Annotated in this window: 15 protein-coding genes; 8 read left to right on the forward strand and 7 right to left on the reverse strand. The window is 68.3% G+C overall.

All coding sequences use genetic code 11. The features are described from left to right. Window positions 1-117 precede the first annotated feature (117 nt). From bluB to AC5LXX_RS03850, 3 genes are all read right to left on the reverse strand, one after another. The gene (gene bluB, locus AC5LXX_RS03840) at window positions 118-867 is read right to left on the reverse strand and encodes a 5,6-dimethylbenzimidazole synthase (protein WP_493410530.1); all 750 of its coding nucleotides are present in this window, start codon (window positions 865-867) and stop codon (window positions 118-120) included. A 172-nt stretch (window positions 868-1,039) separates the two neighbouring features. After that, window positions 1,040-2,038 carry a 2-hydroxyacid dehydrogenase gene (locus AC5LXX_RS03845; protein WP_493410531.1) on the reverse strand — a complete coding sequence of 333 codons (999 nt, stop codon included), beginning with the start codon at window positions 2,036-2,038 and terminating at the stop codon, window positions 1,040-1,042. Between the two features lie 30 nt (window positions 2,039-2,068). Further along, a complete protein-coding gene (locus tag AC5LXX_RS03850) occupies window positions 2,069-3,052 on the reverse strand; it encodes a LysR family transcriptional regulator (protein ID WP_493410532.1) in 984 nt (327 codons plus the stop codon). Window positions 3,053-3,808: 756 nt separating this feature from the next. On the opposite strand from AC5LXX_RS03850, the gene AC5LXX_RS03855 reads away from it, so the two are divergent. Beyond that, entirely contained in the window at window positions 3,809-5,020 is a 1,212-nt protein-coding gene (locus AC5LXX_RS03855; protein ID WP_059235871.1) for a pyridoxal-phosphate-dependent aminotransferase family protein, read from the forward strand. 27 nt (window positions 5,021-5,047) lie between these two features. On the opposite strand, the gene AC5LXX_RS03860 is transcribed toward AC5LXX_RS03855, so the two are convergent. Next, window positions 5,048-5,983 (reverse strand): AraC family transcriptional regulator, encoded by a 936-nt coding sequence (locus AC5LXX_RS03860; protein ID WP_322081977.1) that lies wholly within the window; start codon window positions 5,981-5,983, stop codon window positions 5,048-5,050. Window positions 5,984-6,117: 134 nt separating this feature from the next. Between AC5LXX_RS03860 and AC5LXX_RS03865 the strand changes: the two genes are divergently transcribed. From AC5LXX_RS03865 to AC5LXX_RS03875, 3 genes are all read left to right on the forward strand, one after another. Further along, a complete protein-coding gene (locus AC5LXX_RS03865) occupies window positions 6,118-7,008 on the forward strand; it encodes a DMT family transporter (RefSeq protein ID WP_322081978.1) in 891 nt (296 codons plus the stop codon). 122 nt (window positions 7,009-7,130) lie between these two features. Then, window positions 7,131-7,784, forward strand: coding sequence for a hypothetical protein (locus AC5LXX_RS03870; RefSeq protein WP_493410533.1), 654 nt, complete (start codon window positions 7,131-7,133; stop codon window positions 7,782-7,784). Window positions 7,785-7,793: 9 nt separating this feature from the next. Next, on the forward strand, window positions 7,794-8,387 hold the full coding sequence (locus AC5LXX_RS03875) for an RES family NAD+ phosphorylase (RefSeq protein WP_493410534.1): 594 nt from the start codon (window positions 7,794-7,796) through the stop codon (window positions 8,385-8,387). Between the two features lie 38 nt (window positions 8,388-8,425). Here the strand turns inward: AC5LXX_RS03875 and AC5LXX_RS03880 are convergent, their stop codons facing one another. Further along, window positions 8,426-9,640, reverse strand: coding sequence for an MFS transporter (locus AC5LXX_RS03880; RefSeq protein WP_493410535.1), 1,215 nt, complete (start codon window positions 9,638-9,640; stop codon window positions 8,426-8,428). Between the two features lie 337 nt (window positions 9,641-9,977). On the opposite strand from AC5LXX_RS03880, the gene xdhA reads away from it, so the two are divergent. From xdhA to AC5LXX_RS03900, 4 genes are all read left to right on the forward strand, one after another. After that, window positions 9,978-11,540, forward strand: coding sequence for a xanthine dehydrogenase small subunit (gene xdhA / locus AC5LXX_RS03885; RefSeq protein WP_493410536.1), 1,563 nt, complete (start codon window positions 9,978-9,980; stop codon window positions 11,538-11,540). 18 nt (window positions 11,541-11,558) lie between these two features. Next, window positions 11,559-13,922: a xanthine dehydrogenase molybdopterin binding subunit gene (gene xdhB, locus AC5LXX_RS03890; protein ID WP_493410537.1), complete on the forward strand. Its 2,364-nt coding sequence runs from the start codon at window positions 11,559-11,561 to the stop codon at window positions 13,920-13,922. 1 nt (window position 13,923) lies between these two features. Beyond that, window positions 13,924-14,592 (forward strand): xanthine dehydrogenase accessory protein XdhC, encoded by a 669-nt coding sequence (gene xdhC / locus AC5LXX_RS03895; RefSeq protein ID WP_493410538.1) that lies wholly within the window; start codon window positions 13,924-13,926, stop codon window positions 14,590-14,592. Window positions 14,593-14,679: 87 nt separating this feature from the next. Beyond that, on the forward strand, window positions 14,680-15,081 hold the full coding sequence (locus tag AC5LXX_RS03900) for a polyketide cyclase (RefSeq protein WP_493410539.1): 402 nt from the start codon (window positions 14,680-14,682) through the stop codon (window positions 15,079-15,081). 27 nt (window positions 15,082-15,108) lie between these two features. On the opposite strand, the gene AC5LXX_RS03905 is transcribed toward AC5LXX_RS03900, so the two are convergent. Together AC5LXX_RS03905 and AC5LXX_RS03910 are read right to left on the reverse strand one after the other, a co-directional pair. Continuing rightward, the gene (locus tag AC5LXX_RS03905) at window positions 15,109-16,056 is read right to left on the reverse strand and encodes a LysR family transcriptional regulator (protein ID WP_124449232.1); all 948 of its coding nucleotides are present in this window, start codon (window positions 16,054-16,056) and stop codon (window positions 15,109-15,111) included. Between the two features lie 68 nt (window positions 16,057-16,124). Further along, entirely contained in the window at window positions 16,125-16,763 is a 639-nt protein-coding gene (locus AC5LXX_RS03910; RefSeq protein ID WP_124449230.1) for a 2-hydroxychromene-2-carboxylate isomerase, read from the reverse strand. Between the last annotated feature and the right edge of the window lie 76 nt (window positions 16,764-16,839).

Below are 16,839 nucleotides of genomic sequence, written 5' to 3' on the forward strand. Positions count from 1 at the left end.
GGCTGTTGCCGGCGTGCGACGCGCCGGCAGGCGGGAAGCTCACAGTGTGGGATTTTGCGGCGATTTCCCGCGTCGGACCGTATCGGGGCCGGACGACGGGCGTGGCTGGTTCGGCCGTCACACGATGCGTTCGGGCGATCCGGCGGGGACGGCATGCGGCACGTTCGTCACGTCGGCTTCCGGCTTCGTGTCTGCAGGCGAAGCGGCCGTGCCGACGCCGTCGATCGCCGCCGGGTCGTCCCAGCCGTTCTCGAACAGGCAAGCCTCGATCGGCATCCGCGCGGCCCAGCGCTCCTGTTCGAGCATCGGCTTCGCATAGAACGCGTCGACGTGCCCGACGCACAGCACGGCGATCGGCTTCGCACCGTCGGGCATCCGCAGCAGCGTGCGCAGCGCGTCGACGTCGAACAGCGACACCCAGCCCATCCCGAGCCCTTCCGCGCGCGCCGCGAGCCACATGTTCTGGATCGCGCACGCGGCGGATGCCAGATCCATCTCCGGCAGCGTGCGGCGGCCGAACACGTGGCGCTCGCGGCCGTCGGCGAGCGCGACGACCAGCAGTTCGCCGCATTCGCGCACGCCTTCGACCTTCAGCCGCATGAATTCGTCCTGCCGCTCGCCGAGCGCATCGGCGGTCGCGCGGCGCTCGGCTTCGACCAGCGCGTGGATCGCGGTGCGCAGCGCGGGATCGGTGATGCGGATGAAGCGCCACGGCTGCATGAAGCCGACGCTCGGCGCATGGTGCGCCGCGCGCAGCAAGCGCGCGAGCACGGCCGGGTCGACGGGCGCCGGCGTGAAGTGGCGCATGTCGCGCCGTTCGAAAATGGCGCGGTAGACCGCGGCGATGTCGGAGTCGTCGAAACGCATGAGCGGCAAAAGCAGGGGAGGACGTCGGCGCAACGATAGCAGACGGCGCGCCCGAAACGTTACTTCATCCGAAACAAAGCGCGGAATTGTTGACGAAGACGAGCGCAGTGCGCGGCACCGTGCACAAGCAAACGATTGCGAGTGCGCTGCCGGCCGTCAAATGGGCCTTTTCTCAGCGATTTGCCGCCACGACGTTCTGCGGCGTGCCGGCGTGCCACGCTTCGACGTTCAGCAGCGTCGTATGCGCGATCTCGGCCAGCGCCTCGCGCGTGAAGAACGCCTGATGCGACGTGACGATCACGTTCGGGAACGTCAGCAGGCGCGCGAGCACGTCGTCCTGCAGCGGCAGGTCGGAGTGATCCTCGAAGAACAGCCCGCTTTCCTCTTCGTACACGTCGAGCCCGAGGTGGCCGAGCTGGCCGCTCTTGAGCGCGTCGACCAGCGCCTGCGCATCGACGAGGCCGCCGCGGCCGGTGTTGATCAGCATCGCGCCGTGCTTCATCCGTGCGAGCGTCCGTTCGTTGATCAGATGGTGCGTCGACGGCAGCAGCGGGCAGTGCAGGCTGACGATGTCGGCGTGGTGCAGCAGTTCGTCGAGCTCGACGTAGCGCGCGCCGAACGCGATCAGCTCGTCGTTGTACGGCGGCACGGAGTGCGCGAGCACGTGCATCCCGAAGCCCATCATGATCTTCGCGAATACGCTGCCGATGATGCCGGTGCCGATCACGCCGACGGTCTTGCCGTGCAGGTCGAAACCGAGCAGGCCGTTCAGCGAGAAATCGCCTTCGCGGGTGCGGGCGACCGCGCGCGGCAGCCGGCGGTTGAGTGCGAGAATCAGCGCGACCGCGTGCTCGGCGACCGCATGCGGCGAATACGCGGGCACGCGCACGACCGTGATGCCGAGCCGCTCGGCGGCCGCGAGGTCGACATGGTTGAAGCCGGCCGAGCGCAGCGCGATCAGCCGCGTGCCGCCGTCGGCGAGCCGTTCGAGCACGGTCGCGTCGATGGTGTCGTTGACGAACGGGCACACGACTTCATAGCCGTGCGCGAGAATCGCGGTTTCCGCGTCGAGGTGCGACGGCTGGAAGTGCAGCCGATAGCCGAACTGCCGGTTGGCGGCGGTAAACGAATCGTCGTCGTACTGCCGGCTGCTGAACAGGATCACGCGCACGCTGCACCTCCGATGGCTGACGCGCGCAGTTTACTGCAGCCCCGTGACGATGTCGGACCGTTCGGGCCCGCGCGACGGCCGCAGGAAGCCGTAGTCCGTCCGGTCGCGAGCCGTCGGTGCGCTGAAGTGGTCGAGCGCGTGCTCGACGAAGCTGCGCGTGCGGGCCGGCACGTACTGGCGGTTCGGGTAGACGAGGGACAACTGCGCGTCGGGATCGTCGATCCGGTAGCTGGCCAGCAGCCGCACGAGCGTGCCGCTGTTGAGCGCGTCGGCGACGCATGGCTCGGGCAGCACGGCGATGCCAGCCCCGGCCACGGCAGCGGCGTGGACCAGCGCGAGCTGGTTGACCGTGCACGCCGGGCGCACCGTGACCGAATGCGCGACGCCGTCGTGGCCGACGAGCTGCCACGTCGGCGCATGCTGGTGCGGCGCGAGCGTGACCCAGTCGTGGCCGGGCAGGTCGTCGGGTGCGCGCGGCTCGCCGCGCCGGTCGAGATAGGCCGGCGCCGCGCAGGCGACGAACGGATTCGGCGCGAGCGCGTGGCCGATCAGCGTCGGGTTGCCGTCGAGCCGGTTGCCCGTGACGATGCCGACGTCGTAGCCCGAATCGAGCACGTCGAGCGGCCCTTCCGAGACGGTCAGCTGTACGCGCAGCTCGGGGTAGCGGTGCCGGAAGCTGCTGACGAGCGGCGTCAGCGCCAGCGGCGACAGCAGCCCCGATGCGACGACGCGCAGCGTGCCGGCCGGCTCGCGCACGGCATGCGCGACGGACGACTCGAGGTGATCGAATTCCTCGAGCAGCGCACGGCAGCCGTCGAGGTAGCGCACGCCGGCCTCGGTGAGCGACAGGTTGCGCGTGGTGCGGTGGATCAGCCGTGTGTTCAGGTGGCCCTCGAGCATCGCGATCGAACGCGTGACGAGTGCATTGGACACGCCGAGATGGTGCGCCGCGCGCCGGAAGCTCTGCTGCTCGGCGACGCAGACGAATACACGCATGGTCTGAATCTGGTTCATGGCTTGCGTATTTCTGGCCCGGTTGATTGATTATGTTGTGATTTTTCGCCGCGCAACCCAGAAAGCGCATCGCGCGGCACCCAGTTCTCCCTCGTATCGAAAAAATCGCTTTTTTCGATTCCGCAGACGATTGTTAAATACCGGACCGATATCCGTCAACCTGAGAAAATGGGCGGCTTGCGGAAAATCGAAATCACGGGTAACGGTTAAACGCTGCAGTGCAGCACATGCGCGCCGCGCAAAACTGACGCGGTATTGGAATATGCGCTGATTCTTCGAATATTATTTATGTTAATCAATGATTTGCGGATGATTCGGGTGGCGTGGCTTCGTTAATTTGCGGAGTCGTTCCCCAATGCGTGCCGCGATAATGGATGTTTTCGGACATGCGCCGGTATTGTGTATCGCATTCCGCGCGGCGGTTTTTATCGGGCAGCTGGCCTATTCCGTTCGATGCGAAAGTTGTCGTAAGCCGTCGGCGTCTCAGAATTGCGGTGTTATTGGCGGAGAAAATCGCGTGCACGGAAGCCGAATGGAACCGTTTCGCAACCGGCCGGCAATCCCTTTTTCAATCGGGATGGCCATCGTGCAATAGGCACGCGGCCGGCTGGCCCGGTCAGGCGACCGGGCCACCGTCGCGCTGTCCGGCCGCGTGTGCCTCTTGCGCGAGGCCGCGGAACGCGGAATCATCGATCAGTTCGCCATGCCGTGCGGCGAGCGTCCGTGCATTTTCTTTCCTCACCTCTTGCCAGCCCCATGTCCATCGATTACTCGCCGATTCCCTGTCCCGTCGTCGTGCCGCTCGACGCGATCCTGCCCGAAGAACCGCTGCTGATGATGGGGGCCGGCCCGGTTCCGATCCCGGCCGCCGTCGCGAAGGCGAACACGATCGTGATCAACCACCTCGGCGCGACGATGGCGAAGATCATCGAGCAGGTGAAGGAGATGGCGCGCTACGTGTTCCAGACCCGCACGAAGTGGGTGCTCGGCGTCGCGGGCCCCGGCTCGGCCGCGATGGAGATGGCGATCTCGAACCTCGCCTGGCGCGGCACGCGCGTGCTGTCGATCCGCAACGGCTTCTTCAGCGCACGGATGGCCGAGATGGCCACGCGCGTCGGCGCCGACGTCGCGACGCTCGAAGTGGCCGACCGCGCGGTGGCGAGCCTCGACGAGATCGCGGATGCGATCGCCCGCGAGCGGCCCGAGATCGTCACGATCGTGCAGGGCGAGACGTCGAACACCGTGTGGAACCGCGACCTGCGCGACATCGCGGCGCTCGCGAAGGCGGCCGGCGCGCTGGTCGTCGTCGATGCGGTGTGCACACTGTCGACGATGCCGCTCGAGATGGACGCGTGGGGCATCGATGCGGTGATCACCGGCGGCCAGAAGGGGCTGTCGTCGATCCCGGGCGTATCGCTGATCGCCTTCTCCGATGCCGCGTGGGAGCGCATGAAGCATCGCACCGAGCCGAACGCGCACTGGTGCCTCGACATGGCGCTCGCGGAAAACTTCTGGCACAACGCCGGCTATCACTACACGGCGCCCGTGTCCGGCGTGCTCGCGCTGCACGAGGCGCTGCGGCTCGTCTGCGCGGAGACGCTCGAAAGCCGCTTCGCACGCCATCTGCGCTGCTCGCTCGCGCTGCAGGCGGGCGTCGAGTCGATGGGGCTCAAGCTCTATGCGCCGAAGGACTGCCGGCTCAATTCGGTGGTCGGGATCGAGACGCCGGAAGGGCTGACGCCCGGGATGGTCTGCGGCCACATCTCGAAGCAATACCAGGTCGAGATCTCGGGCTCGTTCGGCTTGCCGATCGTCCGGATCGGGCAGATGGGCGAGCAGTGCCGCGAACACAACCTGTTCCGCACGCTGCATGCGTTCGGCCGCACGATGGTCGACCTGAAGGTACCGGTCGACCTGCCGGCCGGCGTCGCGGCGCTCGAACAGGAATTGTCCCGGCGCGGCGCGTAAGCAGGGAAGCGAGGGAAGGGGCCGCGCTCAGCGGCCCTGCATCGCGCGCCGGTACGTATTCGGCGTCGTGCCGTGCGCGTCGCGAAAGCGGTGGCTGAAGTGGCCGGCGTTCGCGTAGCCGCAGTCGGCTGCAACTTGCGCGAGCGGCAGCGCCGTCGTGCGCAGCAGTTCGCGCGCCCGAGCCAGGCGTTGCTCGGCCACCCACGCGTGCGGCGCGCGTCCGAACGACAGCCGGAACATCCGCGAGAAGTGGTATTCGGACAGCGCGGCGACCTCGGCCAGCTCGCCGAGCGTCAGCGGCTGCGTGAGATACGTGTCGATGTAGTCGCGCACGCGGCGGCGCACGGCCGGCGCGAGCCCGCCGCGGAACGTCGTGTCGGTGCGTGTCGTGCTTTGCCCGCGCAGCAGCAGGCTCAGCACCTCGTGCGCGGTTTCGTTCACGCGCAGTCGCTCGTCGGCATCGTCCCAGCCGTCCAGCGCGAGCGAGCGCAGCAGCGCGGCGACGCGCGCATCCTCGAAATAGGTGCGATCGGCGAGCTTCAGCTCGCGCGGCTCGCGGTCGAGCTCGCGGATCGCGCGCTGCGTGAAGTGCTCGGGCAGGAAATACAGGTGGATGAAGTGCATCTCGCCGCGTACCCACCAGCGCGATTCATGGTCGCCCGGCAGCGCGCACAGCAGGCTCGGCGCGCCGTAGCGCGGCACGCGCTGGCGCTCGGTCCGGTAGCCGCCGTCGAGGTAGCACGACAGCGTGTGGTGGCCGGGCTGCTCGTAGACCGTTTCGCTTTCATCGGTGATCCGCGTCCATTCGGCGATCGCCAGGTGGTCGCCGAGCCACGCGAAGCGCTCGAGCGTCGCGTTCGCATCGGCGAGCGTGCGGCAGACCGACTGCAGGCCGAACGGTAGATCGCCGCCGGCCAGGGCGGCGGCGTGGTCGACGGGCGGGGCGGAGAGGGAGAGGCTCATGATGCGCCGAGTATAAGCGGGCGCACGGCAGCGCGTGCGGCGCCCCGAAAAAGACCGCAATTCCGGACAATCGGCCCGCGCCGCGCGGCGGCATAGTCGGAATCCCGATTCACCCGATTTTCCGGATTGCCGCCATGAACCTGTCGCTTTATTTCGTCACCGTGCTGATCTGGGGCACCACCTGGATCGCGATCAAGTGGCAGCTCGGCTCGGTGCCGCCGCCCGTATCGATCGCATGGCGCTTCTGGCTCGCGGCCGTCGTGCTGTTCGCGCTGCTGCGCGTGATGCGCCGGCCGGTGCGCCCGCCGCGCGACGCGTGGCGCTTTCTCGTCGCGCAGGGCTTCGCGCTGTTCTGCGTGAACTTCCTGTGCTTTTACTACGCGGAGCAGGTCGTGCCGAGCGGCCTCGTCGCGGTGATCTTCTCGACCGCGCCGCTCCTGAACTCGATCAACGGCCGGCTGTTCATGGGCCGCCCGCTGCGGCCGTCGGCGATCGCCGGCGCATTGCTCGGGCTGACCGGCATCGCGTGCCTGTTCTGGCAGCAGATGGCCGGCCATCTCGACGATCACGCGACCTGGACGGGGCTTGCGATCGCGTTCGCGGGCACGATGTGCTTTTCGATCGGCAACCTGTTGTCGAGCCGGATGCAGTCGATGGGGCTGCACCCGCTCGTGACCAACGGCTGGGCGATGCTGATCGGCGCGGCGATCCTGACCGTCGGCAGCGTGGCGGCCGGGATGCCGTTCACGCTCGACACGAGCCCGCGCTATCTCGGTGCGCTCGTCTACCTCGCGGTGCCGGGTTCGGTGATCGGCTTCACCGCGTACCTGACGCTCGTCGGCCGGATCGGGCCGGAGCGCGCCGCCTACTGCACGGTGCTGTTCCCGATCGTCGCGCTGGCCGTGTCGACGGTGTTCGAGGGCTACCAGTGGTCGCCGCTCGCGGTGGTCGGGCTGCTGCTGGTGGTGGCCGGCAACCTCGTCGCGTTCGACCTGACGCGCCGGCTGTTTCTGCGGACGGCTTGATGAAGTTCGTGGCTGCGCGAGCCCTCGATCGAGGAAACCGGCGAACGATCGGTTTGGTTGACACGGTTGACTTGGTTTCGATTCGGGGCTACGCTCGATCATTCCGGTAGTGACGGGAGGTGATGATGATCGCGCGGGCTCATACGCTGGAAGGGACGGCTGTCATTCTTGATGTCGAGACGGAGGAGGCGCTGCGCAGCGCTGTCGGCGCGGCGACCATGCTCGGTCCCGATCGCGCGCGGGCGCTGCTCAGCCTGCCTGACGAGCAATTGGGGCACCTGTTCAAGGTCGGCATCGCGCAGGTCATCGATCTGGCCGGCACGATCACGTTCGGCATCGCCGCTGCCGCGACGCGCGACAGGAAGCCGACCGGCCGGAAGAAGCGGGCGGAGAGCGTCGCCGTCGATCCGGAGCGGCAGGTGCAGGCGGAACGGCGCATGCTGGTCGCCGACGGCAAGCTGCTGCCTGCCGCGCAGACATGGGCCGGCCTCGGCATGACGCGGCAGGCGCTCAGCAAGGCCGTGGCGTCCGGCCGGATCTTCACGGTCGATGTCGGCGCCGCACAGTACTATCCGGCCTTCTATCTGGCGGGAGATATCGATCGGAAGACCCTGGGCAAGGTGACCCAATGTCTGGGCGGCTTGCCGGGATGGAGCAAATGGCAGTTTTTCACATCGCCGAAGGCATCCTTGGGCAACGTTACGCCGCTCGTCGCGCTGTCGCGCGGGAAAGTGGATGAAGTCGAGCGCGCCGCCACGGCGTTCGCCGAGCGCTAGGCGGCCCGTTTGCTGACGGCGCCGGGGGAACATTTCGCGAGCGCGACACTGGTGACTCGCGAAGTGGCGCCGACGGCGCTGGTGCGTATCTCGCGATATGCGACCGGCGAGCCTTACTTCGGGAAATCGGGCGGCAATCGCTTCGACGATCCGCGCAAGCGGCGGCGGTACGGCACCAGCTATTTCGGCTTCGATCTGCATTGCGCATTCGCCGAGACAGTGCTGCACGACGAAGTCGCCGATCTGGTGCGGGGCGGTTTTCCGCTCGTGACGACCGAACTCGATCGCTACGTCCTGTCATTTGACGGCGCGCCGCTGACCGTCGCCGTCCTGCACGGCTTGCCGTTGAAAAATCTCGGTGGTGACGGCGCGTTGTCGACCATCGCACCGTACGACGTTCCGCAACAGTGGTCGCTTGCCGTCCACCGGCATCCCTGTCGCGTCGACGGGTTTTTGTACATGTCGCGCCATCTCAACACGTCGGAAGCGCTCGTGCTGTTCGATCGTGCGGAACCGAAGCTCTCGCTCGGGCGCGCCGTTCCGTTCAGGCGCCATCCCGATGCGGCCCGCGTATTGCGGGACTTCAACGTGCTGCTGCGTTGACGCGCGTTGCGCGTGCGCCAACGCGCGTCACGCCTCTCTCACGCTGCCGCGCCGCTCCCCGCCACGCGCGCCTGCCGCTGGTACAGCACCATCGACAGCGCGACGCCCACAGCCGCCGCCAGCGCCGCGAACAGGAACACCTGCGGATAGCCGAATGCGCCCGCGACATAACCGGCGAGCGGGCCCGTGATGCCGAGCGACAGGTCGAGGAACACCGAGTACGCGGACAGCGCCGCGCCACGGCTCGCGGGCGGCACGAGCGCGACGGCCTCGACGCCGAGTGCCGGGAAGATCAGCGCGAAGCCGAAACCGGTCAGCGCGGCGCCGACCAGCGCGATGTGCGGCACGGGCGCGAGCCACAGCAGCAACAGGCCCGAGCATTCGAAGGCGAACGACACGATCGCGACGCGGAAGCCGCCGTAGGTCTTGATCGTGTTCGCGAACAGCAGGCGCGCGCCGATGAACAGCGTGCCGAACACGGTCAGCGACAGCGCGGCGTTCGGCCAGTGGCGCGCGGCGTAGTACAGCGTGACGAAGGTCGCGATCGAGCCGAAGCCGGCCGAGCCGAGCGCCAGGCCGAGGCCGTGCGGCAGCACGCGCGTGAACACGCTCGCGTACGACATCCGTTCGCCGTGCACGAGCGGCACCGAAGCGATCAGGCGCGCGAGGTAGAAGCCGGCCGCGGCCAGCGCGATCACGATCACGCCGATCAACGCCGGGTTCAGCGTATTCGCGATCGCGACGCCGACCGGCGCGCCGAGCGCGAGCGCGCCGTAGGTCGCGATGCCGTTCCACGAGATCACCTTCGCGTTGTGCGTGACGCCGACGCGGCCGATGCCCCACAGGATGGCGCCGGTGCCGCACAGGCTTTCGCCGACGCCGAGCACGAGCCGGCTCGCGACCAGCAGCACGAGGCTCGCGACCGGCCAGTGCGCGAGCAGCAGCGCGACGAGCAGCAGCACGCCCGACACACCGCACCCGATCAGCCCGCGCAGCACCGTCTGCTTCGGGCCGAGCGTGTCGGCCAGGCGCCCGGCGAGCGGCCGCGACGCGAGCGTCGCGAAGTACTGGACGCTGATTGCGCCGCCCGCGACGATCGCGGAAAAGCCCAGGTCGTCGTGGACGAAGCCCGGCAGCACCGCGAGCGGCAGGCCGATGGTCAGGTAGCAGATGAACGTGAAGCAGACGACGGACACGATTTGCAGCGTGACCGCGAACCCGCTGCGCGGCGGTGTGGCGGAATCGGTGGACATGGGGTCGGAACGAATGAGCGAAGCAAACGGAAGACGGCGAAAAAGGGAATCGGGATTTTCCCATGGAACCGGTTTTCACGCAGGTACCATTTAGTTAATCGCGACCTCATTTCGGCGATGGCGGACGGTGGCGGCGGCGTCGGGAACGGGCGCAGAGCCCCGTGCGGAAAGGGTGCCGGGCCACCGCCGGCGTCCATATCGCGGCAGTTATATGGGCCCCATGCGTGATGGGCTATGGGTTGCGGAATTTGACGGTGATAGCGTGCAAACTGTCAGAAAAACGTCGGTCAGGCGCTCCGCGCAGGCCGCCTTGCCCCCATTGAAGAAACATCGAGACATGAGTGAGCCGATTCGCTTCTACCATCGTCACGCGCTCCGCGAAGTCAGCGGCGCGGACGTCACCCGCACCGTGCTGCAATACCTGCGCGAGGACGCGCATTGCACCGGCACCAAGGAAGGCTGCGCGGAAGGCGACTGCGGCGCATGCACGGTCGTCGTCGGCGAGCTGACCGACGCCGGCACGGTCGAGTTCAAGGCCGTCAACGCATGCATCCAGTTCCTGCCGACCCTCGACGGCAAGGCGCTGCTGACGGTCGAGGACCTGCGCCAGCCGGACGGTGCGCTGCACCCGGTGCAGCAGGCGATGGTCGATTGCCACGGTTCGCAATGCGGGTTCTGCACGCCCGGCTTCGTGATGTCGATGTGGGCGCTGTACGAGAAGCACGGCCATGAAGGCTGTGCCGCCGCGTGCACGAAGGCGAAGGACGTGCCGACGCGCACCGAGATCGCCGACGCGCTGACCGGCAACCTGTGCCGCTGCACCGGCTACCGGCCGATCGTCGATGCGGCCGTGCAGATGTTTGACGCGGCCGGCGAAGGTGCGTCGGCGCCGGTCGACACGGCCGCGCTGGCCCGCACGCTCGCGTCGCTCAAGCGCGACGACACGTTTGACTACACGACGCCGGGCGGCGCGCGCTTCGCGGCGCCGCGCACGCTCGACGCGCTGGCCGCGCTGAAGGCCGAGCGTCCCGACGCGCGCCTTCTCGCGGGCAGCACCGACATCGGCCTGTGGGTCACGAAACAGATGCGCCGCCTCGACGACCTGATCTACGTCGGCCAGATCGCCGAACTGCAGCGGGTCGTGCACGGCGACGACTGGATCGAGATCGGCGCGGGCGTGACGGTCGAGAAGGGCTATGCGGCACTGGCCGGCACGTATCCGGAACTGACCGAGATGTGGAAGCGCTTCGCGTCGCTGCCGATTCGCAACGCAGGCACGATCGGCGGCAACGTCGCGAACGGCTCGCCGATCGGCGATTCGATGCCGGGCCTGATCGCGCTCGGCGCGCGCGTCGTGCTGCGCGGCGGCGACACGGTGCGCGAGCTGCCGCTCGAGGCGCTGTACACGGGCTACCAGCAGAAGGACATGGCGCCGCACGAATTCGTCGTCGGCCTGAAGGTGCCGACCCGCACCGGCGCGCGCGCGAAGCTGCAGTTCCGCACGTACAAGCTGTCGAAGCGGTTCGACTCCGACATCTCGGCCGTGTGCGCGGCGTTCGCGTTCATCGCGGACGGCGACACGATCCGCGAGCCGCGCATCGCGTTCGGCGGGATGGCCGCGACGCCGAAGCGAGCGACCCAAACGGAAGCCGTGCTCGACGGCGCGCAGTGGCACGAAGCCACCGCGCAGGCTGCGATGCAGGCGCTCGAGCGCGACTACCAGCCGCTGTCCGACATGCGCGCGACGAGCACGTATCGACTCGATACCGCGAAGAACCTGATGTACCGATTCTGGCTGGAGACGCGTCCGCACGACCCGCTGCCGCCGCAAGCCCTGAATGTGCGTGAAGTGGCCGCCGAAGCCGGCGCCGAAGTTGCCGATGTCTCGGCGCGCGTCTGAAGACGGAGAACACCGGACATGAACCAGCAAGCAGAACCGTTCCTGAGCACCCTCGACCCGCAAGCCGACGCCGCGCAGGTCCACGTGTCGCGCGCGCACGAATCCGCGCACCTGCACGTCAGCGGGCGTGCCACCTACACCGACGACATTCCGGTCGTCGCGGGTACGCTGCACGCGGCGCTCGGCCTGTCGGCGAAGCCGCACGCGAAGATCGTGTCGATGAACTTCGACGCGGTGCGCGCGACGCCGGGCGTGGTCGCCGTGTTCACGGCCGACGACATCCCGGGCGTCAACGATTGCGGCCCGATCATCCACGACGACCCGGTGCTCGCGAAGGGCATCGTGCAGTTCGTCGGCCAGCCGATGTTCATCGTCGTCGCGACGTCGCACGAAACCGCGAGGCTCGCCGCGCGCCGCGCGCAAGTCGACTATGAAGAGCTGCCGGCGATCCTCACCGCGCAGGAAGCGCGTGCAGCCGAAACCTACGTGATCCCGCCGCTGAAGCTCGCACGCGGCGACGCGGCCGCGCGGCTCGCCGTCGCGCCGCATCGCGAGTCGGGCGAGATGCTGCTCGGCGGCCAGGAGCAGTTCTACCTGGAAGGCCAGATCGCGTATGCGGTGCCGAAGGACGACGACGGGATGCACGTGTACTGCTCGACGCAGCACCCAAGCGAGATGCAGCACCTCGTCGCGCACGTGCTCGGCGTCGCGTCGCACAACGTGCTGGTCGAATGCCGCCGGATGGGCGGCGGCTTCGGCGGCAAGGAATCGCAGTCGGGCCTGTTCGCGTGCTGCGCGGCGCTCGCCGCATGGAAGCTGCTGTGCCCGGTGAAGCTGCGTCCGGACCGCGACGACGACATGATGATCACCGGCAAGCGGCACGACTTCCATTACCGCTTCGACGTCGGCTACGACGACGACGGCCGCATCGACGGCGTGGCGCTCGACATGACGTCGCGCTGCGGCTTCTCGGCCGACCTGTCGGGCCCGGTGATGACGCGCGCGGTGTGCCACTTCGACAACGCGTACTGGCTCGGCGACGTCGACATCGCCGGCTACTGCGGCAAGACCAACACGCAGTCGAACACCGCGTTCCGCGGCTTTGGCGGCCCGCAGGGCGCATTCGCGATCGAGTACATCCTCGACGACATCGCGCGTTCGCTCGGCCGCGATCCGCTCGACGTCCGCTACGCGAACCTGTACGGCAAGACCGAACGCAACGTGACGCCGTACGGGCAGACGATCGAGGACAACGTGCTGCAGGAACTGCTCGGCGAACTCGAGACGACGAGCGACTACCGCGCCCGGCGCGCGGGCGTGCGCGCATTCAACGCACGCAACACGGTGCTGAAGAAGGGCATCGCCATTACGCCGGTGAAGTTCGGCATCGCGTTCAACGTCACGCACTTCAACCAGGCCGGCGCGCTGGTGCACATCTACACCGACGGCTCGGTGCTCGTGAACCACGGCGGCACGGAGATGGGGCAGGGGCTCAACACGAAGGTCGCGCAGGTCGTCGCGCACGAGCTCGGCATCCGCTTCGGCCGGATCCGCGTGACGGCGACCGACACGAGCAAGGTCGCGAACACGTCCGCGACGGCCGCGTCGACGGGCTCGGACCTGAACGGCAAGGCCGCGCAGGATGCGGCGCGCCAGTTGCGCGAACGGCTCGCGGTGTTCGCGGCGAAGCAGTTCGGCGACGGCAAGGTCGAGGCGGCCGACGTGAAATTCGGCAACGATTTCGTGTCGGTCGGCGGCCACAGCGTGCCGTTCGGCGAAGTGATCGCGAAGGCCTACCTCGCGCGCGTGCAGCTGTGGTCCGATGGTTTCTATGCGACACCGAAGCTGTACTGGGATCAGTCGAAGCTGCAGGGCCGGCCGTTCTACTACTACTCGTACGGCGCGGCCGTGTCGGAAGTCGTGATCGACACGCTGACGGGCGAGATGCGCACGCTGCGCGTCGATGCGCTGCACGACGTGGGCGCATCGCTGAACCCGGCGCTCGACATCGGCCAGGTCGAAGGTGCGTTCATCCAGGGGATGGGCTGGCTGACGACCGAGGAGCTGTGGTGGAACAAGGGCGGCAAGCTGATGACGCACGCGCCGTCGACGTACAAGATCCCGACGGTGAACGACACGCCGCCGGAGTTCAACGTGCGGCTGTTCCAGAACCGCAACGTCGAGGACAGCATCCACCGTTCGAAGGCCGTCGGCGAGCCGCCGCTGCTGTTGCCGTTCTCGGTGTTCTTCGCGGTGCGCGACGCGGTGGCCGCGGTCGGCGACTACCGGGTGAACCCGCCGCTCGACGCGCCGGCCACCGGCGAGTCGATCCTGCGCGCCGTGCAGGCGGTGCGGGCGGCCAGCGCCGCGCAGGCAGGCTGACGTGAACGGGCCCGCTCGTCCGCCGCGTCCCGAGTCCCGCGCGCCTGTCGCGGGGTGCGAAGGCGCGTGCTGCACCGCGTCGTCGTCCATGCAGCCGTTCGCACCCGGCACCGGCCAGCGCAATCGCGCGACCGGCACGCCGGCGCCGATGCACATCGTGCTGTTCGGCGCGGGGCACGTCGGCCACGCGCTCGTCACGCTGCTCGGTGCGCTGCCGTGCGTCGTGCAATGGGTCGATACGCGCGACGAGCTGTTCCCGGACGAATGTCCGCCGAACGTGCAGCCGGAGCCGACCGACACGCCGGAGGCCGTCGTCGACGCGGCGCCGCCTGGTGCGTATTTCCTCGTGATGACGCACAACCACGCGCTCGACTTCTCGCTCGCCGCGCAGATCATGCGGCGGCGCGACTACGCGTACTTCGGGATGATCGGCTCGCGCACCAAGCGCGTGAAGTTCGAGCGCCGGCTTGCCGCGCGCGGCGTCGATCCGGCGCGGCTCGTGGAGATGGTGTGCCCGATCGGTGTCGCGGGCATCGTCGACAAGGCGCCGGGCGCGATCGCGGTGGCCGTGTGCGCGGAATTGCTGCAGGTGCGCTCGGGCATGCCGGTGGCCGATGCGAAGGCGGCAGCGGCCGGGCGCGCACGCGACGAGGTGTCCTGCTCGCGGTGACGCCGCGCGGCCGGCGCACGGTCGCGCGTTTTTGCATACACTGCACGGCAACGCGCGGCATCGGGCCGCGCCTTACCGTGCACGCCCATGTCCGACCACCCGATCTACCTCGACACACTCGATGCGAGTCTCGTCGCCATCGAGCGCTGGCTGTCCGGCGTCGATACCGCGCCCGCGGCACTCGACGCGCTGCTCGCCGCGTTTTCCTCCGGCTTCACGATGATCCTGACCGACGGCCGCGTCGTCGACCATGACGGTACGCGCGCGCTGTTCGCGAAGCTCGCCGGCGCGAAGCCGGGGCTGCGCATCACGTTGTCGGACATCCGCGTGCTCGCGACCAGCGCATCGCATGCGGTGATCACCTATCTCGAAGCACAGCATGCGGCATCGGGCGAACTGCCCGCGCGCCGTGCGACGGCCGTGTTCGAACGCGACGCGGCGGGCGTCGTGCGCTGGACCCATCTGCAGGAAACCTTCTGCACGGCCTGAGCGGCCGCGTGGCGTGCCGGCCGCGCGTCAGCGCTTGCGCGTGCGGGCGACCGTCAGCTCGTCGGACACGCTCTGCATCAGCGCGCACAGCCACGCGATGTCGGTCGGCCGGTCGGGCTGCGGATGCGTGAGCAGGTAGCTCTTGATGCGCGGAAAGGGCACGGGCGGCGTGACGACGACGAGCGGCAGCAACTGCGCATAGTGCGTCGCGAAGCGGCGCGTCGTCGTGAAGATCAGGTCCGACTGCAGCAGCACTTGCGGCACGATCCCGAAGTACGGCAGCGTCGTCACGATGCGCCGCGTGAGGCGCGCGCGTGCGAGGCCGATCTCGATCGCGTTGCGCTTGTCGCCGGTGTACGGCGTCGGTGCGACGTGCGCGGCCGACGCATACGCTTCGCGCGTGAGCGGCACGCGCGCGAGCGGATGCGCGTCGCGCATCAGGCACACGATCGTGTCGGAGAACAGGTCCTGGCGCGCGAACTGCGGGTCGGGCTTCGGCCAGTTGCCGATCACGAGATCGAGCGCGCCTGATTCGAGCGCGCCCGCGTGGTCGAGCGCGGGATTCAGCGAATCGATTTCCAGGTGCGCATGCGGCGCCGCGTCGCGAAAGCGCTCGATCAGCGTCGGCATGAAGAAATCGTTCAGGTAGTCGGGCGCCGCGACGCGGAACGTGCGGCGCGCGGACGACGGATCGAAGTCGCCGTGCGGCGTCGCGATGAAGTCGACCTCGCGCAGCGCGCGCTGCGCGGCCTCGAGCAGCGATGCACCGTATTCGGTCGGCACCATGCCGGATTTGCCGCGCACGAGGATCGGGTCGTTCAGCGTTTCGCGCAGCTTGCGCAGCGCGGTGCTGATCGCGGGCTGGGTCTGGTTCAGCCGCAGCGCGGCCTGCGTGACGCTGCGCTCGAGCAGCAGCGTGCGCAAGACGCGCACGAGCCAGATATCGAGCGAGGCGGTACGGTCGTCGTCTTCCATCGGTTGGGGGTGTTCGGGTGACGCGTAACCTTACCGCAGCCGCGCGTTGGCGTGCGTGATACCGGCCATCACGCACGGCCCTTCGGCAGCGTGCTGATCCGCTTGACCTCGCGCGATTCGAGCCAGTTCGGCGTGCGTGCGCAGTACAGCACCATCGGCAGCGCGTCCTCGCCCCAGAACAGCTGCTGGTTCATCCAGAACGTCGGCACGCCGAACACGCCGAGCGCGATCGCGTCGGCATTGTTGCGGACCAGTTGCGCGGTGGTTTCCTCGAATTCGATCAGCTCGTCGCCGTGGCCGACGCCGACGCGCTCGCACAGCGCGGCGAAGCCTTCCGGCGTCGACGGATCGTTGCCGTCGCGCCAGATGAAGCGGAACATCTCCAGCACGGTCGCGATATCGGCGCGCAGCGCGATCGCGAGGCGCAGCAGCTTGTCGGAATCGAACGGGTGCGCGGGCGGCATCTTGAAGCGGATGCCGAGCTGTTCCGCGCGAAACAGCGCGTGACGGTACGTGAACACGCGCTTGGCCGGCACGTCGGCGGTCGCGCGCTGGCCCCAGTGGCGCTGCAGGTCGGCCAGCGACACGGCCACGGGTTCGAACGGCACGTCCGGCCATTTGTCGTGCTGCTCGAGCAGCAGATACGAGAACGGCGACACGAAGTCGAAGAACCAGGCGGGTTGGGCGGTGTCGAGGCCGGTTGTCATGTCGTTCTCCAGAGGGTGGGGCGTGCGGCGCCTGGCGGCGGCCTCCATGTTACGCGGCGGCACGCGCATGCAGCAA

The organism is Burkholderia torrens (assembly GCF_984668525.1).